The organism is Candidatus Cloacimonadota bacterium, assembly GCA_019429305.1.
Classification (GTDB): domain Bacteria; phylum Cloacimonadota; class Cloacimonadia; order Cloacimonadales; family JAJBBL01; genus JAHYIR01.
In genome coordinates, this window is the sequence record JAHYIR010000008.1 from 60,163 (window position 1) to 81,191 (window position 21,029).

The following is a 21,029-nucleotide window of genomic DNA, read 5'->3' on the forward strand; positions in this document are numbered from 1 at the left end:
TTATAGATCAAGTTGACAATAAAACTCCACAGTAACTTTCCAATGGCATTAGATTTGCTTTAATATTTGTTAAGAATTCCCATTTTAATTAGAGGTAAATCATATGAAAATGAATCAAAAAACTGCGGTGTTGTTATTAATTGCCTTATTATTCATGTCTTTTTTATTCAATTCTAATCTTGTTGCTGCGAATGAGATGTTCCAAATTACATCATTAGGCAGAAATTACACAGAAATTGAATTTACTCTTAAAGATTATGAGTTCATCGATACAGAAGTTGATGGAACTGTTTATAAACGGCTTTATCATCCTGAAAGTGGTTTTTTAATGGAAGAGGGATTACCGGAAGTACTAACATTTTCCGTTATTCTGGCTATTCCAGAAACAGGCACTGTTGAATTAGAGTCTCCACGTATTACAGATAGTAACATCCTCTCAGATGTCTTACTTTTCCCTTCTCAGGGTTTTGATTTTGATATTTCTGAAGAGGAGGGATTTTTAATTGATCACTCTTTTTATGTAAAAGATATAGATTATCCACTTCATGAAGCACAAGTGACTACACCGGCTATTATGCGAGATATGAGATTAGTTTCTGTTACTCTCTACCCATTTTCCTATAATCCGGCTTTAAGGGAGTTGACTGTCAGAAACAGAATCTCATTAAGAGTTAATTATAATCCTGATTTAACGGGCGAAAATGAAATTACTCGTTCACCGAGACTCTTTTCACACAGTTTTGAAAAAATGTATCAAGGTAGTATCTTGAATTATCACCAATTCAGAGATCCCGACAGGGAATATCAAGCAAGAAGTATGATCGTTGTTCATAATCATAATACTACTATAGTAAATCTTGTTAACGAATTTGTAAACTGGAAAAGAAATAAAGGTTTCGAAGTTACTGCTATTAGTACAGCTATGTATTCAAGCAATACTGCTATTAAGAATTATATCCAGAATGCTTATAATACATGGGAAAATCCACCTGAATATGTCGTCTTGATCGGTGCAGCTAGCGGTTCAATCAATGTCCCTGCATGGAATGTCAATTCAGGATGGGGAGATCATCCCTATACTCTCTTAGAGGGGAATGATGATTTAGCTGATCTTTTTATCGGTCGTATCGCTATTGACAATTCAACTCAGTTAGCAACAATATGGAATAAGATCAGTAACTATGAACGAACACCATATTTAGATAATACTGATTGGTATGAAAGGAACTTACTTGTTGGAGACCCCGGTTCATCAGGAGTTTCTACAATCATAACCAACAAATACCTTAAAGAAATAATGCTCAGACATAATAGTGATTACAGTTTTATTGAGGTTTATAATTCTCCGTTTGCCAGTCAAATGAATGCGGGAGTTAATCAAGGAGTATCAATTTTTAATTATCGCGGTTACATTGGTATGTCTTCATGGTCACCCAACGATGCTTCTCTATATAATGGTTTAATGTTACCAAATTGTGCCTTTTTAACCTGTAGTACTTTGAGCTATACAACTAGTGGCAGTAAAACCGATTACATGGTAAGAATGGGTACACCAACAGGAGCTAAAGGTGGCGTTACTGCTATTGGGATGACTACATCAGCTACTAAAACTGCATTTAACAACTGCCTTGGTGGTGGGATCTTTTATGGTATCTTTGTTGAAGACATGAGAACTATGGGAGAGGCATTAGCTCGGGGACAACTCTATCTTTGGCAGGTCTATGGTAATAGTCATCCTTCCCAACCACCTCTCTTTTCACAATGGGCAAATCTTATTGGAGACCCTTCCATGGATATCTGGGTTGAACAACCGAAACCACTAACAGTAGATTATAACAATACTATTCCTTTAGGATCAAATAGCGTTGTTGTCTCAGTTAGCGATAGCTTTGGACAACCGGTATCAGATGCTTGGGTTACTATTCGTCAGGGAGATGATGTCATCTTTGCTACCGGTTATACTGATACCTCAGGAAACATAACCCTCTTTTTTGACCCAGAATCAGATGGAACTATTAACTTAACCGTTACTAAACCGAACTATATTCCTTACTTAAGTGAGATAAGTATCGCTGGAAATCCTGGAGTTACTTTTAATGACACTGTTGTTAACGATGATGTAGTTGCAGGCACTACTGTGAACTTCGCTCTTATGGTCAAGAATCACAGTAGTCAGTCCTTTAATGGTGTAACTGGTATTATCTCGACTGAGAGTGATTATGTTAACATTACATCAACAACATCTTTATTTGGAAATGTTGCTCCCGGTGCTATTGTTGAATCAACTACTGATTACACTATTGTTATTTCGCCAGACACACCATCAAATCATAAAGCTATCTTTTTATTAACTACTTCAGATAATTTAGCCAATCAATGGACTAGTAGATTCTATTTTACTATACTCAATGGAAACCTTGTCCCTCAGTCAATAGTTGTTAACGATGGCGGTAATGGTATTCTTGATCCCGGTGAACAAGTCCAGTTATTGGTCCATTTAAAAAATGCCGGTCTATCTAATCTGACCGGTGTACAAGGAATTTTAAGAGGTGGTGGTCAAGGATTTGCTATTATTGATTCTACTGCTTTCTTTGGAGATATCGCTCCTGATCAGACTGTTACAAGCACTGGAGACCACTTCTATGTATCTGCTGCATCTTATGTAACACCCGGTTCAAGTTTTGATATGGAACTCGCTCTATTTAATAATCAGGGTTTTACACAAACAAGAATAATCAGTCTTACTGTTGGTGTAGTTACAATTGATGATCCGCTTGGACCTGATAGTTACGGGTACTGGTGTTACGATTATGGTGATACCGATTATCTTGATGCTCCTGTCTATGAATGGATCGAGATCTATCCACCACTGGGCGGCAGTGGTACAAATACAAATTTAACTTCTGATCATAATAACAATCAGAATGTGATGAATATGAACTTACCTTTTACTTTCCGTTTTTATGGTGTTGACTATGATCAAATCAGTATCTGTGCCAACGGTTGGGTAGCTTTTGGCATAACCGAACAAGCAACCTTTAGAAATTGGCGACTTCCTGGTCCTTTGGGACCAAGTTCCATTATTGCTGCTTTCTGGGATAATTTAGCTGTATCAACTGCCTCAGGTGGTGTTTATACATATTATGATAATGCTCAGAGCATATTTATCATCCAGTGGCAAAATGCTCAAAATATCGTAGGTAACGCTCAGGAAACTTTCCAGATTATACTCTACGATCCTATGTATTATTATACTCTAACTGGCGACGGTCCGATTAAGATTCAGTACAAGGTTTTCAATAACGTTAATAACGGTACAGGATATCCTTACGGTAACTGGGGTAATTACTCAACAATAGGAATTGCTGATCATTCTTGTACTGTTGGATTAGAGTATTCTTTTAATAATCAATATCCTACAGCTGCCAGACCACTTGGTAATGAAACTGCCCTCTACTTTACTACCGGATCTGTTGATTACGAAAACGCTTTCGTAGCTATTGAAACTTTTAGCATCACTGATGACAATAACAACATTCCTGAATACGGTGAAACTGTTGGTATCAATATAACTCTGGTAAATCTTGGAGGGGAGGAAGCAGGAAATGTTTCTGCACAATTGACTACCAATGATCCATTTATTACTATCCTGGATAATCAGGCTACTTTTGGCACTATAGTAGAAGAAGAGAGCTCAACAGTAAATAATGCGTTCACTATAGAAATTGCTGATAATATCCCTCATATGCATCGAGTAGTTTTTATTCTATATCTCAGTGCAGACGGAGATATGAATTGGACACATACTTTTAATCTTGATATTAATGCACCTGATCTTACACCTCTCCAACCGATAATATATGATCCCCATCCAGAAGGAAATAATAATGGTTTGATAGACCCGGGAGAAACTCTTATCCTCTATCTACCTATTAAAAATATAGGAGGTTCGGAATCACCTTCGGTAACGACCAATATTACAAGTGATCATCCATTAGTAACTATTAATAGCATATCCGATAATAACTTTAATTCAGTCAAACCGGGTGAAGTTATGTATCCAGCATTAAATATAACTATTGATGATAATATTACTATAGGTACTGAGATCATATTTAGTTACTCTATGCAAACTGGTAGCTATCAGTTCTCAGGTCAGGCCTATACAAATGTAGGAGGATTGGTTACCGTTCAACTTGGCTCTGGAACTGCTGTTAATTCTAATACTGATGGAGCTCCAATAAATATCTGGTATCGAAGTTTACGTGGACAAATGGTTTATACTGCTGCAGAACTTAATGCTGCTGGCATAAACGGACCCGGTGCCATCATGGAATTTGGATTTTATGTTACATCACCTCCGATTTATCCATTACCTAATTTTATCATACGTATGAAACATACTACTGCAACTAATGCTGCTAGTCACGATAATGGTCCATTTACTACAGTTTATTCACCTCAAAACTATGATCCTGTTGCAGGCGGTTGGGATATGTTGACTCTAACTACTCCATTCCAGTGGAACGGAATAGATAATATCCTGGTTGATACTGCCTTTGCTCAAGTACCGTCATGGAATAGTTCCGGACAATTGAGAGTGACTAATGTTCCTAACGGCTATCGTTTTGTTAGAGCTGATACGTCAGATCAAACCAATAGTACTACTACTACTGCTTCATCTAACAAACCTCATGCTCAGATGGTATTTGTAACAAGTACTGGAGATACCGAAATCACCAGACCAGAAAACTTGACTGCTCAATTTATTAGTTCGCAGATCTTTCTACAGTGGGATCCTCCACCAACTCCCGATAATAGAGAACAGCAAATTTCTTTATCGAGAAACAACGATATTCGGGAAAGCAGTAGTACCAGACAGAGGACTGAAAATAGGTTCAATTATACTCGAGACGAACGAGATCCTTTAGGATATAATGTTTATCGGAACGGGGTTCAGATCAATGGTGACTTAGTTCAAGTAACAGAGTATTATGACGCTAATGTTGAACCACTTGTTAATTACTATTACTATGTAACAGCCCTCTATCCTGAAGGGGAATCTGCACCATCCAATATAGTTTCAATTGAACTTGCTAATAGAGTTTCAACTCCGGAATTCATTCCCCCTGCCGGTTATTATAATACTGCTCAAAGTATCGAAATTACTACAGAGACTGAGGATACTTTGATCTATTATACATTAGACGGTACCGAACCAAATGAAAACTCGACTCTCTACGATCTACCTATAGCTCTTCCTTTAGGTACCGAGATTGTTATCAAAGCAAAAGGATTCAGAGAAGATCTCTTGGAAAGTGAAACAGGTATTGCCGAGTATTTTATAACACAAACAATACCAACTCCTCTTATATACCCTGAAGAAGGAGTTTATCTGGAATCACAAGAAATTAGCATCTCTTTGCCTTATGATACATGGAACATCTACTATACTCTCGATGGTACAGAACCGAGTGCAAGTAGTTCAATTTATACTGATCCTTTTATGATTGATGTCTCAATAACAATTAAGGCAAAAGGAATTGCCGATGGATGGATACCTAGTGAAACTGCCATAACACATCTCATTATACTAAATCCACCACATAATCTTACAGCAGAAACCACAGCAGCTAATGTAATGCTTAATTGGGATGAACCTTTGCTTCCAGATAATAGAAGTAAAATATCAAATTCAAGATTGCGCAATAATATCAATCGAAACAGAGATAACAGAAGTCAAGACCTGCTCGGATATAATATCTATCGTGCGTTTAATAATGGTCAGTTCAATATTATTAATGAAACACCTGTTATAGAAAACAGCTATTACGATACTGGTCTTGCTCCCGGAAATTATCAATACTATGTTACTGCTTTATATCAAGAGGGTGAATCTCTAGCAACTAATACTGTTTCCGTAATTGTCGAGGATTTTGTAGCTAATCCGGAATTTGACCCTGAACCAGGTATTTATGAAGAACCGATTGATGTTTCTATCATTTGTAATACTGACAATGCCATTATCTATTATACTCTTGATGGTAATGATCCTGATACTAATTCTACTCTGTATGAAGAACCAATCTTTATAGAAGAAACAACCACTATCAAAGCTATTGCTACTCTTCAGGGTTGGCAAAATAGTGAAATTGTAACAGCAGTATATACAATTGATACATCATCTGTTGATGACGATCTATCTCCCATCTTCGTTACTGAGCTTTTAAATGCTTATCCGAATCCATTTAACCCCAGCTCAACATTTTCCTTTACTCTAAAAGAACATAGCCAAGTAACACTGGAAATTTACAATATTGCTGGGAAAAAAGTGATTACCTTGATCAATGATAGCTTAGATAAAGGTAAACACACTATTCATTGGCAAGGAGAAGATGAGCAGAGGAAAAAGATCAGCAGTGGGATTTACTTCTACCGTCTCAAAACAGCTGACTATCAGGCAATCAAAAAGATCGTTTTGCTTAAGTAAACAAAACGATCTAACCTAACATAACAAAAAGACCCCAGTGATATGGGGTCTTTTTGTTTCTCAATCTCAGTACTTGAATAATCTCAACAATGGAGTATTTTTTTTATTGAATGGATTTTATTGCTCTCATGACATTAACTGTCGAGTAATTAACATACTTTATCAGAAGAACTATTGAAATACTAAGTTATATAAACCAATTATGAAGTATCCCTCTATAATCTGTAACTAAAAAAAGCCGTCATACTTAAGTATGACGGCTTAATTACACTTCAGTTTCTAATTGTGAGTTTAGGCAATTAGTAACTTAGTGACGTTATCATCATTAATTAATTGCTAGAGATATTTTAAATATCTCCGTTATCTTCGCCTTGGATGATGTACTCAGCTAATCTCCACCATTGCCCTGAACCAGCACCCGGATTGAATTGTACATTTCCACCCCAAGCAGTTTCTTCTCCATCATATTCGGGTTCATCAAATTCTTCGTAGTCATGAATAGCCAATATTGCATTTACATCATAACCATCCAGAGTATTTCCTTGGCCGGGATAAAGATGAGCAAAATCTTCACGATTTGATATATCCTGAACTTTTACAAATTTTGCCCATGGTAATTCAGCTGGTAGATCAAATTCATATATAGTATGAATTCCCATAAATGGTGTCTGATTATCAGCTTCACCAAGATAATGCCATGTAATAGCATCCTGGCTTACCCATACTTTGATTACTTCATCTGGATATGGGAGTCCCCAAGTATCTTCAATGATTCTCAGATCATTACCTGGTTTGTTAAGCATTGGATATTCGAATTCAACTATTAGCCATGCATCCGGTCCATCATATAAAGGATGATCTTCAGGTGTTTGGAATCCAAGACTGTAGAAATATTCATATGCTCCATCTGATACGCCTGTGTTGAATTGTAAAGTAACATCCGGATTTGAGCGACGTGCAATTACAGGAGTATAGTCATAACGTAAACCCTGTTTGTAGTCATAAACATTAAATGCACCATAAGGTCCTTCAATTATTACACCTGAACCACCACCACCATCAATCTCAATAATAACTTCTAAATGTGCTGCAACAACTATCTGCTGACCAACTTCGAAATCATAAGGTGCCAGTTCTATAGGTAACATAAAATATGCCTCATAGTCATGATAATCATGATAAGCAAATTGACCAGGGATTGGATTTCCCTTTGGTGTTTTTGGGATACCATTAATGTCTGCGGCTATATGGATGTGAGATAACATCATTACCCAAGGATGGTCCATGTGAAATGAAACATAAAGATAATCAGCATCATTAGAGATCTCTAATTGACCCACTAAAATGTGCTGTCCAGCATAAATAGGATAGTAAGTTGATTCACCATAGCTATTGACCGAATAAGGGAAACCACCACCGAAAGATTGTGGTTCAGTAAGATTAGGTGTGTTTTGGCAACCTACTACAAAAAGCAATACTAAACTTAGTAATAAAGATACTTTAAACAACGATTTCATAATTTCCTCCTTTGAAAACTAATAAACATGCTTTAAAATTTAACTCACTACTAAGATTATCAAAATTATTTTTTAGCTGCGAGTTATTTTTTCTTGAGAAATGACCTCTTTACCTCTGATTTTCCACATCTGTGGGTTTGATTAGCGATATTTAGGTTTTAATACTCATTAAATATAGAAAATAATCCATCAATTCTCTTCCAAAACCTCCTTATAATAGTTTTTCACCATTTATTCTTTAGAAGATTAGCGAGGTAAAGAACCTCAAAAAATCTCTACATCTTTATAAGTGTGATAATATAATTAGGCAGAGAAAATTGTCAAGCCATTTTTTATATTTTTTGTATAAAACTTACTTCTTGGATTAGAAATTGAGTATCGTTGAGCAAGAACTTTTTCGCTTGGGGCTTAGGTAAAACCAGACTGTCCTTATAGATATCTAACTAAGCTAAAATTTGTTAAAAAACTAGCTCAAAGGATTAAAGATTTATCAATCAATGCCCTGTTTCTTAACTAATAGTGTTGTTAAAGAGTCTAATATATAAATTTCTTGACTGAATAGCTGTTTAAAAAAGTATTTAATACTTAAATATAAAGTGACCAAGGGAGGTTAATAATGATACGCAATCAATTATACATCGGCTTGCTTATTTTATTACTCGGTATAGTAGTTTTTTTAGGATGTAGTTCTGGAAGAGCTTTACCAGATAGTCAAAGATTGGCTGGTCCCGCAAGAGTTAATATGCGTTCTGGTAATACTTACATGAATTTACAAGAGTATGATTTGGCTTTAGAGAGATATCTGGAAGTAGTTGAGGAAAATCCTCAATATATTGAAGCATTGAAGAACATAGGAGATATTTACTTTTATTATGCAGAAAACAGACCGGGTCAAGCAGTAAGCCATTACAACGAATCTTACAACTATTACAATCGTGCTATAAATGCTCATGAAGAGATAAGCAAAGTTGGTGATTTCCCTCAATTTGATGATATTATTGATGATGCACAATTGAAGAGAAGAGCAGCATGGGCACGTTTGTTTAACTTAGGACAGGAAAGACACAGTCAACAGCAAGATCAGGAAGCTTTGAAGATATTCTATAACCTATCGCAATTAACACCGGATAGTACTAATACATATATCATGATAGCATCCATTTATCAGTTCCAGGGAGATATGGACAGAGCTGCTGATTATTTCAAAACCATTGCCCAGATTGATCCTAATGATACGACTTCAAGAAAAAACTTAGCTGCTTATTACTTTAACAAACAAGATTATCCAGAAACAATTAGATGGTATGAAGAGGTAGTTGATATTGATCCAAATGATGCCGACAGTTATTATATGATGGGGATAGTTTATACCAATATGGAAAACAAACAAAATGAAGCTTTAGCTGCTTTCGAAAGAGCTTATGAATTAGATAACGACTTTATCGATGCAGCTATTAATGCAGGATATATAGCTTTTGATCTACAAAAACATGATAAAACGGTTTTTTACTTCAAAAAAGTTATAGAATTTGAACCGGAAAATAAAGAAGTGTTGTTACTATTACTTTATACTTTCAATTATGAACAGAATTTTGAAGATATGTTAGAATATGGGCAAAAGCTTTATGCAATAGACAATCAATCAATAGAAGCAGTACAATTTGTTATTCTTGCTGCATCCAGACTTAATCTACCAGATATACAAAAAGAGTATTTAGAGATACTAAACAGATTAGAATAACAGTTAGAAAATACAGATTGTAATAGCGAAAGTGGTGAAATTGGCAGACACGCTGGATTTAGGTTCCAGTGGGAGCAATCCTATGGGGGTTCGAGTCCCCCCTTTCGCACCATTTTAACCTACATAAGAAAATCAGGAGTTTTTTAGTGAATGTAGAGATCAAAGATTTAGATCAATGTGTTAAAGAAATGACCATAACAATCCCGGCAGAAGATGCAAAGAATGATTATCATGCAGTTTTACAGAAATTTAAGAACTATGTAGTAGTTCCAGGTTTCCGGAAAGGGAAAGCCCCAATTTCTATGGTAGATAATCTGTTTTTTGAGCAAGCACGAGAGGCATATTTAAAGGATAAAGTATTTGAATACTACGAGACTGCTTTAAAAGAAAAGAATATTGAACCTTTGTATGAAGGTATCCCTAAAAATATTGATTGGGAAAAAGGGAAAGACCTGATAATGATATTTCAGTATGAGGTTGAACCAGCTGTAGAAATAACCAAGTATACCGGTTTAGAAGTACCTTACCTTCATACCGACTATTCTCAAGAAATGGTAGATAGTACTATAGAAAATATCCGAAAGAATATGGCTAAAGAGGAATCCGTCGAGGGTCCAGCTGAAGCAGGAGACAGATTAATAATAAGTATTGAGAACCTTGAGGAAGGTTTGGAAAATGAGCATCTTTTATTAGATATAAATGAGATCAAATTGAATGAAAATAATTACGGTGAAGATTTCAATAAAACACTAACCGGTTCTAAAGTAAATGATGTTATTGATACAATATTAAAAGATGATGACAAAGAGTTTAGAGTACGGATCACTATCAAAGAAATCAAGAAGTTAATTCTTCCTGAAATTAATGATGACTTTGCCAAGAATGCTGACTTTGAATCTTTAGAAGCAATGCGGAATGACATTATAAATAGTATACAAAATCAGGTAGAGAGCACTAATCTCAGAGAAAAACAAAAAGGATTGCTTATCAAATTGATCGAGCACAATCCCTTTGATATCCCCCCGACATCAGTAATGTCCTATTCACAAAAACTTGCGGAACCATATGCTAGACTATTAAATAAAAGTCCTGAAGAAATAGCAGGTTATTACACAAAGACCGCTTATTTTGATATCAAAGGTTATTACATAGTCAATTATCTTTTGAAAAAGTTACCTCTGGAAATCACTGAAGTAGATGAACAAGCAATGATAAAAGAATTTGCAGACGAATTGAATCTACAAGTAGATGAATACTTAGAAAAGAACGCTGATGTAACAAAACAAGAGGAATTCGTTAATAGGATAAAAGAGAAAAAACTCTTTGATTACTTGATAGAGAATAACACCTTAATTCCTAAAGACAAGGAATCCTTGGAAAAAGAAGCAAGAAAACATGAAGTTAAAGAGCAAATCGAGAAGAGTGAAGAAAAGGAGTAATATATGCCCTATGTCCCAATTGTAGTAGAACAGAGCGGGAGAACAGAACGAGCTTACGATATATATTCGAGGCTGTTAAAAGATAGAATAATCTTTGTAGGTTCTGTTATTGATGATAATGTAGCAAATCTCGTTATAGCACAATTGCTCCATTTGGAAGGAGAGGATCCCAATAAAGACATATATATGTATATAAATTCTCCGGGAGGAACTGTTACAGCCGGTTTAGCTATCTATGATACTATGCAGTATATAAAACCGTCAATAAGCACCATCTGTATTGGGCAAGCTGCATCTATGGGGGCTCTGTTATTAGCTGCCGGAGAACCGAACAAGAGATTTGGACTTCCAAATAGTAGGATTATGATCCATCAACCAATGGGTGGAGTGCAGGGACAAGCAACCGATATAGATATACATGCAAAAGAGATCCTCTATTTAAAAGATCGATTGAATAGAATTTTATCTAAACATACGGGTCAAAGTTTGGATAAGATAGTAAAAGACACAGACCGTAATTATTTCATGAATGTCGAAGAAGCTCAAAAATATGGGATCATCGATGACATTTTAGTTAATAGAAAATAGAAAGGTAAGGATAATGGATAGATTCGTAGATAAATACAGTAAGCTACATTGCTCTTTCTGTGGTAAGAGTGAGACTGAAACGAAACATATGATAAAGGGTCTTGCCGGAAATATCTGTGATGAATGCATTAAGATGTGTCACACAATCATTGAAGCAGACCATAAAGAACACCAGCTCGATAACTTTGTTCTCCCCAAACCACGTGAGATTAAAGAGTATCTTGACCAATACGTAATAGATCAGGATTCAGCAAAGCAGATTATAGCAGTTTCTGTATATAATCACTACAAGAGAATATTCAAACAGAAGAAGAACGATGATATTGAAATAGAAAAGAGCAATATTCTAATGATCGGTCCAACCGGTTCAGGTAAAACACTTATAGCTCAAACACTAGCCCGTTTTCTTAAAGTGCCATTTGCTATAGCTGATGCTACTACTTTAACAGAAGCCGGTTACGTCGGTGAAGATGTAGAGAATATCTTGGTTCGCCTGTTACAAAACGCTGATTATGATGTAGCCAAAGCAGAAAGAGGTATCATTTATGTAGATGAAATTGATAAGATCTCTCGCAAATCAGAAACCCCTTCGATTACTCGGGATGTTTCTGGAGAAGGTGTTCAACAGGCATTATTGAAGATCCTGGAAGGGGCAAAAGTAAATGTGCCGCCTAAAGGTGGAAGAAAACATCCTCATCAGGATTTTATAGAGATTGATACAGGAAAAATACTTTTTATCGTCGGTGGTGCTTTCTGTGGATTAGATAAGATTATCAAACAACGAATCAATCAAAAGAATGTCGGTTTTGATGCCGATTTAGGAAAGAATGCTGATACTACCAGCGATATTTACTTCAAAGTCATTCCTGACGATCTACTAAAATATGGTCTGATCCCTGAATTAGTTGGTAGATTACCAGTAACAACTGCTCTTTCTGAGTTAAGTGAAGAGGCCCTTGTCCAAATCCTTACTCAGCCAAAGAATGCTATCTGTAAGCAATACCAGAAGCTTTTTGAAATGGAAGGGGTAGAACTGGAGTTTACTACTGAATCTCTTCTCAATATAGCTTCCGTAGCACTACACCAAAAAACCGGAGCGAGGGGCTTAAGGTCTATTATGGAAAAGACCATGTTGAATATTATGTATAACCTGCCTGAACAGGTTAATATAAAAAAATGTATTATAACACCGGAAGTTATTTCAGATAACAAGGAACCGGAATTCATATATAATGTAACTGAACAGCCAGAGAAAGCTGCTTCGAGCTAAAAAAAGGCTTAGTTTTCTCACCAGAAATTACTATTAGTATTGCTATCAAGTTCTTTGTATGAATAATTTTATAAAATCAAGGTACTAAGATTAGATCTCTCTTAAGATAATTCAAGTGATAAATCATCTAAGGCAACCCAATAATTTTCTTCTAATAAATCCACAACCAGTACTTGTCAAAACAACTACAAACTCCCAATTTACACCAATATTGACAGTTTATATCTCCCAAGTAAATTTGTCTTTAATCAAACATTAGCTTTGATGGGGCTCTTTATTCATAAGTGGCAATTTCAAAAAATAGTAGTAAGAGGATAGGATGAAGCCGAGTAAACCGATAATGAAAAAAAAGGGTGTTAAAACTCCGATTAGCATACAACCAAAATATGATTTTAATGACGACTGGCATATGCGACCACGGAATATTGTTAATCTCAAAACCAATGCTCTGATAGCTTTTGCTATTTTTGTTGGCTGCCTTATAGTTTATTGGATTACCCAAAATCGCTCAGTAACTTTTTGGGATGTAGGTGAGTATATTACTTGTAGCAGTATTTTAGGAATACCACATCCCCCGGGAAACCCTTTCTACATAATTTTAGGTAGATTCTTCACGATCATCGGACTAAATGTTCATCACGCTCTGATAGTAAACTCCCTTTCCGGTATCATGGCTGCTTTAGCAGTAATGTTTGTTTATCTCTTTACTGTTAAACTTGTTTCAATGATTGATGATAACAAATATCTGATTATTATTGCTGGTCTGATCGCTGCATTTTATACTGCTTTTTCTTATACTTTCTGGAATAATGCTGTTGAGGCATCAGTATATCCGGGTCGTGATCTCATTATTAACTTCGTAATCTGGTTAACTCTTGTCTGGGTACAGAAAACTAAAGATTACTCACATCAGAACTATCTGCTTCTTATAGTCTATGCTTTCTTTATTGGATTCAGCATACATCAAACTTCTTTGCAGATTTTGCCAGCAGTATTTTTTATCGTAATATATCCGATCTTGATGCATACAATCAAAACAAGTAAGTTTTGGATTCGTTTTACCGTTTTTCTAATTATTGGACTTATTCTTTATTTTGTTTTTATACCAATTGCAGATAAACTACATGTTCCAGATATGGCAAAAATTGTAACAGCATTATTCTTTGGTTTTATCTCATATTTCTATTTGAAAGATCGAATACCTATCAAGGTCTGGATATGGGGAATCATTTTTACAATAATTGCACTTAGTCCTCACATATACCTTTTCGTCAGATCAGAGTTAAGACCCTTCATTAACGAAGGATATCCTCACAATCTGGAGCTTTTTTCTGATTATGTGCTCAGAAGACAATACGGCGTAACCTCATTTGTAGAAAGAAGAGCATCGTTTTTCTATCAACTTGATTTTCACTTTTTGCGCTATTTCTTCTGGCAATTTTTCCATGTAGAAACAATTTCTAGATGGCTTAGTATACCACCACAATTTATTGTTAATCTCGCAAAACTAATAGTTTTATCCTTAGGGTTTGGAGGCATATATTATCATTATAAGAGAAACAAGCATTCCTTTATATATCTTCTTGCTTTCTTTCTTATGACATCTCTAGCCATGATCTTCGTGATGAATCTCTCAGACGCAGAGGTTAGAGACCGTGACTATTTCTTTGTCTCTGCCTACTATCTCTGGGCTGTTTGGATGGCAATAGGATCTATAGGATTGATTAGATATTTCAACTACAATAGAAAAAAGCTCCTCCCAATTCTATCAGTCCTTGTAATACTATTACCTATTTTTAACTTCGCATCACAATACTTCATACACGATAGATCAAGAGAGTTTATAGCTCTTGATTACGGATTGAATTTCCTTAATGGTTTGGAAGAAAATGCCATAATATTTACTCATGGTGACAATGATACATTTCCACTCTGGTATGCGCAGGCAGTTTATGACCCTTATGCTTTTGAACATATCTATCCCGCTCGGCATGTCTATCCAGACAAAGCAACAGAACGCGCAATTTCTGAAGCAATGGAGTATAAGAGAAGCCACTTGAAAGGGATTAGACCTGATGTGTCGGTTGCAAATCTAAGCTTGCTTAATACTCCATGGTATATTAGGCAATTGCGAGATCTGGAAGGTATTCAATTCACTATGCCTGATGAACATATTGATGGTTTAAGACCTTTCAGATTAGAAAGCAGTAGACAGATTTCAATCAACAGTCCAAATCCGGAAGATAGTTTTACGGTAGCAATGGAGAGAGAAAGAGTGTTTTTTATAAAAGATCTTTCTGCTATTCGCATAATTCAGGATAATTACGGAAAGCGACCAATTTACTTCGCTGTTACTATTGCAGACAATATTATCTTTGATGACCACCTCCGTAATGAAGGAATGGTTAAGAGGTTAGTACCAACAAAAGATCGTGACCAGATTGATTTGGAACGTCTTAAAAACAATTTAGAAAACGTCTATTCATATCGCAGTATTTTTGAGGAAGATATATATAAAGACGAGAATATGCAAAAACTTATTACCAATTATGGGGCTGCATTTATGAGATTATCTGAATACTATCATCAAAGAGATGATCTGAGCAATGCTGCTCATTACTTAGAAAAAGCAGTGAGATTTGTTAGGGACCAGAAAAGATTTTCTCCTGCTTTAATTCAAATGTTCTTAGATGCTGAAGAATATGATCGAGCTATGGCTGTAATTGATAACACTTTGAGAGAAGACCCAAAGAGTTTAACCCCCTACATACAGGCAGCTTTCATACATTTAGAAAATGACTCTGTTGAGGCGGCTTATGCAATGTTTGACCGGGCAGTACAGGCCGGATTGTTTTCCGAGGAGCTAGTTAGCTTCATTTACATTGCTTCTGTCGACTATGAACTATACGATCAGGGGATAGAAGCCCTCGAGAAATTAAGAAAAAGGGATAGTCAGGGTATTGTCCCGGAATATATTGAAATGCTTCAAGTGCTGCAAGACACTTTAAGGGATCAAAGATAAGTTCATTCCCCACTATCAACAATCTACTCTTTTTCTTTTTGTCAGTCAAATAAAGAGAATTATCTTATTATTTATAGATGGCTTGGTTGTGTACGAGCAGGAATGATTAAGGAATAGAGGTTTGTTATGCCTGAATTACCAGAAGTAGAAACTATTGTTAGAGAATTGAGAGGTAGTATAATTGGAAAAAGTATTTGGAAAGTTGAAGAGTTAAGGCAAGATACTATTTTTTATGATCAAGTAACACCTACCCGATGTCTTGGTAAAATAGTTGAATTAGACCGGCGCGGTAAATATATTATTGTTAAAACTGATAAGGGTTATGTTGTGATTATTCATCTGAGAATGACAGGTAAACTCATTCTTAATGGCCAGAAAGATCCAATTACAAAACACACTAGAGCAATTCTATATTTCAAAGACCATACTAGAATATTATTCGATGACACCAGAACTTTTGGGACTATCAGGATTATAAGTTGTGACAAGATCGGACAATTATTTTGTAATCTTGGTTGTGAACCCTTTTCAGCAGATTTTAATGTTGAGCATATTACAAAGCTTTTAAGTAAAAAGAAAACTGCAGTTAAGAACTTTCTACTTGATCAGAGTTATATTGCAGGTTTAGGCAATATTTATGTAAATGAAATACTACACGAGAGCAGAATTAAACCAAATAGGTTAACTAATACACTCAATAAAACAGAGATAGATCTTTTAGTAACAAATACCAGAAATATATTGCGAGAGGCAATAAAACATAACGGTACTACCATATCAGATTATAGACGGGTTGATGATAAAAAGGGAACTTTTCAAAATTTTTTAAAGATATATGGAAAAGAGTTCTGCCATAAAGGTCATCCAGTAACCAGAATTAAATCAAATGGCAGATCAACTTTTTACTGTGAAGAATGCCTAAAGGAGAATCATAATTAATGTTACCTATTGAGATTAAGAAAAATGTTTACTGGGTTGGTGGAATTGATTGGGACTTAAGAAATTTCCATGGTTATTTAACACAAAGAGGTTCATCTTATAATGCCTATTTGATCACCGGAGAGAAGAATATCCTGATCGATAATGTCAAAATCCACCTCTATGATCAGTTATTAGCTAGGATAGCAAAGATTATTGATCCGACTAAGATCGATTATTTCATCCAAAATCATGTTGAAATGGATCATTCAGGAGCATTACCTAAGCTAATTAAATTAAATCCCGGAGCTTTGGTAATTACTTCACCAAATGGTGAAAAAGGGTTAAAATTACATTTTAAAAGTGATTGGAACTTTCGTGTTGTTCAGAACAATGAAAAGATCAAAATTGGAGAAAGGGAATTCCAATTTGTTCTTACTCCCATGGTTCATTGGCCTGATAATATGGTGACGTATTCTATTGAGGATAAAATACTCTTCTCCAATGATGCATTCGGACAGCATATTTCATCATCAGAGCGATTTGTTACTGAATACCCCCTTGACATAGTTTTTGAAGAGGCAAAGAAATACTATGCTAATATTGTTCTTCCTTATGGAGAACAGGTCAAAAAGGTCTTACCTGTTGTTGAGAGTATAGAGCCTGACATTATTGCACCTAGTCATGGGCTTATTTGGAATGAGTATATACCAAAAATTATCACAGAATATAGAAAATGGTCTAATAATGAGACAGAAAATAAGGCAGTTATCATTTACGATACCATGTGGAAATCGACTGAGTTGATTTCCTATACCATCCTCAGGGGCTTTGAACATAGTAAGATACCGGTTGAGATATTTAATCTGCAATTGAACCATATTTCAGATATCATGACTTCTCTGATCGATGCTAAATACATCTGCATCGGGTCTTCTACTCTAAACAATGGTATTCTGCCATCTGTTGCTGCATTTCTTACATATTTAAAGGGATTAGCCCCGAAAAATAGAACTGCCTTAGCTTTTGGCTCTTATGGCTGGGGAGGACAGAGTGTACCTATTATAGAAGATACATTAACAGCAATGAAGTTTGATATACTCCCTTCAATCAAGGAGCAGTACATTCCTAGCCAGGAGAGACTCGATTTAATAACTGATAATCTAATCAATTTATTATCACAAAAACCATACAAAGTTGAATAAAAGGAGGAATTATGTTCAGCGAGAAATTAGAAAAGGAATTGAATCTGCAAATTAACAAAGAGTTTTATGCCCAGTATCTATACCTATCTATGTCTGCTTATGCAGAATCGATAGGTCTCGATGGTATTGCTCATTGGTTTAGAGCACAGTCAGAAGAAGAGTACACACATGCCATGAAGATCTTTGATTTCGTTAATGAGAAAGGTGGTCGGGTTATATTAGAACCTATCAAGAAACCTAAACACGATTTTAAATCAGTTAAACAGCTGTTTGAACTTGCTTTAGAGCATGAAAAATTCGTTACAGATTCGATTAATAAACTCTTAGAATTAGCAATGAAAGAGAAAGAGCATTCGACAGTAAGCTTTCTCAAATGGTTCGTTGATGAACAGGTCGAAGAAGAAGATAGTGTAAACAATATTCTCGACAAATTTCAATACATCAAAGATAGTGGCATGGGTCTAATACATCTCAACAATGCATTAGGCAACAGAAAGTAAGGTTGGAGGTTAATATGACAGTTTTAAGAGAACTATATTACTGTGAAATTTGTCATAATCTGGTAGAAATAGTACAAGAGGGTCAGACAGCTCTTGTCTGCTGTGGTCAGGATATGTCAAAATTAGTAGCAAAAACAGAAGATCAGGGACTCGAAAAACATGTACCCGTTGTTGAAAAAAGCGATAATGGAGTTTTAGTAAAAGTAGGTTCTGTTGAGCATCCAATGGAAGAAAAACATCACATTAAGTTCATTGAAGTTTTAACTAAGAATATGGTTTATCGTGCAGAGTTAAAACCGGGTGATAAACCTCAGGCATTCTTTCCTGTTAAGTTCGATGATATAACCGAAGTTCGTGAATTTTGTAATATCCACAGTTTATGGAAAAAGTAACGTCTATAAGGAGTGAGTAAATGATCCCGTTTAAAGAATCAAAAACAGCTTCAAATCTAATGAAAGCTTTCGCTGGTGAATCTCAAGCAAGAATGAGATACACTTATTATGCTTCTGTCGCAAAAAAACAAGGTTATTTACAAATAGCCGATATCTTTCTGGAAACAGCAGAAAATGAGAAGGAACATGCCAAGCTCTTTCTAAAACAGTTAATTAAGAATGGTGTTGAAGGAGAACCTGTGGAAATTATAGCTTCATATCCAGCAGCACTTTCTACTGAAACAAAGAATAATCTAGCTTATGCTGCTGCGGGAGAGAATGAAGAATGGACTGACTTGTACCCTACCTTTGCTAAGATAGCAGATGAAGAGGGCTTTAAAGAAGTTGCTGATACCTTTAGATTAGTGGCATTGGTTGAGAAAAAACACGAAACCCGGTATCGCAAACTACACCAAAATGTCTCAAATGATAAGGTTTTCAAAAAAGAAACTCAAGTGCAATGGATTTGTAGAAATTGCGGACATATTGTCGATTGTCCGGAAGCACCGGAAGAATGCCCAGTCTGCAAACATTCACGTGATTATTTCCAAGTATTCGTTGAGAATTATTAATAAAAAGTGGAGGTACTTATGCAAAAATATATTTGTGATGCATGTGGCTTTGTCTATGATCCCGTAGAGAATGATAATGTTCCATTCGAAGATCTGCCTGAAGACTATGTTTGTCCTGTTTGCGGTGTCGGCAAAGATATGTTTAGTCCTATCGAAGACTAATTGATAGTTTTAAAGCTGCTTTGAAATTTTAAAGCAGCTTTTTTTCTTTATAGGAGTATTATATGGATATTATGACATTTCACAAGATTATTGATTTTGCAGTCGAACGGGAAAGAGAAGCGGTTGATTTTTATCATGATCTTCAAAACTCAGCTAAGTTTTCTGCACAGAAGGCGATGCTCCAAGAGTTAGAAAATATGGAGAAAACCCATATTCTCATCTTAGAAAAGATGAGGCAAAAAGATATGAAAGCTATTACCAGCTCACCGGTTAAAGATCTAAAAATAGTTGATTATATAGCTGATGATGATATCGAACCTGATTCCTTCCCTAATATTCTTTTAATAGCGATGAAAAGAGAAGATAAAGCTAACCTGTTATACCGTGATCTCGCTAATCGTTTTGCAGTTGAGGATATAGAGTTGAGCAAATTATTCCAAAGACTTGCCGATGAAGAAACCGGTCATAAGCTTAAATTCGAATTACTCTATGACGAATATGTTCTAAAAGATAATTAAATGATTTGAGATTTAAAGGGGTTCTATTTTCAGAACCCCTTTTGTTTTTTCTAAATCAGTCTGTTTGCTTTTCGAAACTAGTTGCTTTTTAAAAACTACTATCCTCTATGAATCAACTTATCTACTCACTGAACTAATCTAAACTCTGAAGATAGTCGTTTCTAATAACTACATAAGTATTTTCCCTTGATTAATCAATAGTCTACCATAGGGAAGCTTACGAGTCGGCTAGGGCCGACTCGTAGGCTTCCTATTGATATATCATATATAAAACAAAAAAGGGGTTCTGATAATCAGAACCCCTAAGTATTATGTAGCAGTTTACTTCAACATAATCATTTTACGGGTAGCTCGGTAATCATCAGTCTGTAGTGTATAGAAATACAAGCCGCTTCCGACTAATCTCCCAAGATCATCTTTACCATCCCAGAGAACCGTATGCTGACCATCCTGCATCCGTGTTTCTAATAAACTCTTAACAAGCTGACCACGGATGTTATAGATAAGGATCTTTACTTCACTCTCTTTACCTAATGTAAAGCTGATCCTGGTCTCAGGATTGAAGGGATTGGGATAATTACCGTGCAGAGCGGTTACATAAGGTACTCCTTCGGGTATCTCTTCTACTGAGGTCATATCGAAGAAGTTGCCGGTTC

General features: G+C 35.6%; 15 protein-coding genes and 1 tRNA gene. 14 read left to right on the forward strand and 2 right to left on the reverse strand.

The window, feature by feature from the left end; genetic code table 11:
• Positions 1-103: 103 nt before the first annotated feature.
• A complete protein-coding gene (locus K0B81_05225; GenBank protein ID MBW6516003.1) occupies positions 104-6,490 on the forward strand; it encodes a chitobiase/beta-hexosaminidase C-terminal domain-containing protein in 6,387 nt (2,128 codons plus the stop codon).
• A 347-nt stretch (positions 6,491-6,837) separates the two neighbouring features.
• On the opposite strand, the gene K0B81_05230 is transcribed toward K0B81_05225, so the two are convergent.
• A complete protein-coding gene (locus K0B81_05230; protein MBW6516004.1) occupies positions 6,838-8,007 on the reverse strand; it encodes a hypothetical protein in 1,170 nt (389 codons plus the stop codon).
• 616 nt (positions 8,008-8,623) lie between these two features.
• On the opposite strand from K0B81_05230, the gene K0B81_05235 reads away from it, so the two are divergent.
• The 13 genes from K0B81_05235 (at position 8,624) to K0B81_05295 (ending at position 20,373) form a co-directional block, all read left to right on the forward strand.
• A complete protein-coding gene (locus tag K0B81_05235) occupies positions 8,624-9,748 on the forward strand; it encodes a tetratricopeptide repeat protein (GenBank protein MBW6516005.1) in 1,125 nt (374 codons plus the stop codon).
• A 25-nt stretch (positions 9,749-9,773) separates the two neighbouring features.
• A tRNA-Leu gene (locus K0B81_05240) sits at positions 9,774-9,860 on the forward strand.
• Between the two features lie 34 nt (positions 9,861-9,894).
• Positions 9,895-11,187, forward strand: coding sequence for a trigger factor (tig, locus tag K0B81_05245; GenBank protein MBW6516006.1), 1,293 nt, complete (start codon positions 9,895-9,897; stop codon positions 11,185-11,187).
• A 3-nt stretch (positions 11,188-11,190) separates the two neighbouring features.
• Complete coding sequence (gene clpP / locus K0B81_05250) at positions 11,191-11,775, forward strand: ATP-dependent Clp endopeptidase proteolytic subunit ClpP (GenBank protein ID MBW6516007.1); 585 nt, start codon at positions 11,191-11,193, stop codon at positions 11,773-11,775.
• 13 nt (positions 11,776-11,788) lie between these two features.
• Positions 11,789-13,045: an ATP-dependent Clp protease ATP-binding subunit ClpX gene (gene clpX / locus K0B81_05255; protein MBW6516008.1), complete on the forward strand. Its 1,257-nt coding sequence runs from the start codon at positions 11,789-11,791 to the stop codon at positions 13,043-13,045.
• 319 nt (positions 13,046-13,364) lie between these two features.
• Positions 13,365-16,067: a DUF2723 domain-containing protein gene (locus K0B81_05260; GenBank protein MBW6516009.1), complete on the forward strand. Its 2,703-nt coding sequence runs from the start codon at positions 13,365-13,367 to the stop codon at positions 16,065-16,067.
• Positions 16,068-16,193: 126 nt separating this feature from the next.
• Positions 16,194-17,006, forward strand: a complete 813-nt coding sequence (mutM, locus tag K0B81_05265) for a DNA-formamidopyrimidine glycosylase (protein MBW6516010.1) — start codon at positions 16,194-16,196, stop codon at positions 17,004-17,006.
• Positions 17,006-18,190 carry an FprA family A-type flavoprotein gene (locus tag K0B81_05270; GenBank protein MBW6516011.1) on the forward strand — a complete coding sequence of 395 codons (1,185 nt, stop codon included), beginning with the start codon at positions 17,006-17,008 and terminating at the stop codon, positions 18,188-18,190. Before mutM ends, K0B81_05270 begins: the two co-directional genes overlap by 1 nt.
• A gap of 11 nt (positions 18,191-18,201) precedes the next feature.
• The gene (locus tag K0B81_05275) at positions 18,202-18,690 is read left to right on the forward strand and encodes a ferritin (protein ID MBW6516012.1); all 489 of its coding nucleotides are present in this window, start codon (positions 18,202-18,204) and stop codon (positions 18,688-18,690) included.
• Positions 18,691-18,704: 14 nt separating this feature from the next.
• Positions 18,705-19,082, forward strand: coding sequence for a desulfoferrodoxin (locus K0B81_05280; protein MBW6516013.1), 378 nt, complete (start codon positions 18,705-18,707; stop codon positions 19,080-19,082).
• Between the two features lie 20 nt (positions 19,083-19,102).
• Complete coding sequence (locus K0B81_05285) at positions 19,103-19,693, forward strand: rubrerythrin family protein (GenBank protein ID MBW6516014.1); 591 nt, start codon at positions 19,103-19,105, stop codon at positions 19,691-19,693.
• 18 nt (positions 19,694-19,711) lie between these two features.
• Positions 19,712-19,855 carry a rubredoxin gene (locus K0B81_05290; protein ID MBW6516015.1) on the forward strand — a complete coding sequence of 48 codons (144 nt, stop codon included), beginning with the start codon at positions 19,712-19,714 and terminating at the stop codon, positions 19,853-19,855.
• 62 nt (positions 19,856-19,917) lie between these two features.
• A complete protein-coding gene (locus tag K0B81_05295) occupies positions 19,918-20,373 on the forward strand; it encodes a ferritin family protein (protein ID MBW6516016.1) in 456 nt (151 codons plus the stop codon).
• A gap of 321 nt (positions 20,374-20,694) precedes the next feature.
• Here the strand turns inward: K0B81_05295 and K0B81_05300 are convergent.
• Positions 20,695-21,029 (reverse strand): T9SS type A sorting domain-containing protein (locus K0B81_05300; GenBank protein ID MBW6516017.1); only part of this gene is annotated, 335 nt, incomplete at its 5' end.

Coding starts and splice junctions, on each gene's coding strand:
- K0B81_05225 (MBW6516003.1), top strand. CDS start 104: ATGAAAATGAATCAAAAAACTGCGGTGTTGTTATTAATTGCCTTATTA.
- K0B81_05230 (MBW6516004.1), bottom strand. CDS start 8,007: ATGAAATCGTTGTTTAAAGTATCTTTATTACTAAGTTTAGTATTGCTT.
- K0B81_05260 (MBW6516009.1), top strand. CDS start 13,365: ATGAAGCCGAGTAAACCGATAATGAAAAAAAAGGGTGTTAAAACTCCG.
- clpP (MBW6516007.1), top strand. CDS start 11,191: ATGCCCTATGTCCCAATTGTAGTAGAACAGAGCGGGAGAACAGAACGA.
- K0B81_05280 (MBW6516013.1), top strand. CDS start 18,705: ATGACAGTTTTAAGAGAACTATATTACTGTGAAATTTGTCATAATCTG.
- K0B81_05295 (MBW6516016.1), top strand. CDS start 19,918: ATGGATATTATGACATTTCACAAGATTATTGATTTTGCAGTCGAACGG.
- K0B81_05290 (MBW6516015.1), top strand. CDS start 19,712: ATGCAAAAATATATTTGTGATGCATGTGGCTTTGTCTATGATCCCGTA.
- K0B81_05285 (MBW6516014.1), top strand. CDS start 19,103: ATGATCCCGTTTAAAGAATCAAAAACAGCTTCAAATCTAATGAAAGCT.
- K0B81_05235 (MBW6516005.1), top strand. CDS start 8,624: ATGATACGCAATCAATTATACATCGGCTTGCTTATTTTATTACTCGGT.
- K0B81_05275 (MBW6516012.1), top strand. CDS start 18,202: ATGTTCAGCGAGAAATTAGAAAAGGAATTGAATCTGCAAATTAACAAA.
- mutM (MBW6516010.1), top strand. CDS start 16,194: ATGCCTGAATTACCAGAAGTAGAAACTATTGTTAGAGAATTGAGAGGT.
- clpX (MBW6516008.1), top strand. CDS start 11,789: ATGGATAGATTCGTAGATAAATACAGTAAGCTACATTGCTCTTTCTGT.
- K0B81_05270 (MBW6516011.1), top strand. CDS start 17,006: ATGTTACCTATTGAGATTAAGAAAAATGTTTACTGGGTTGGTGGAATT.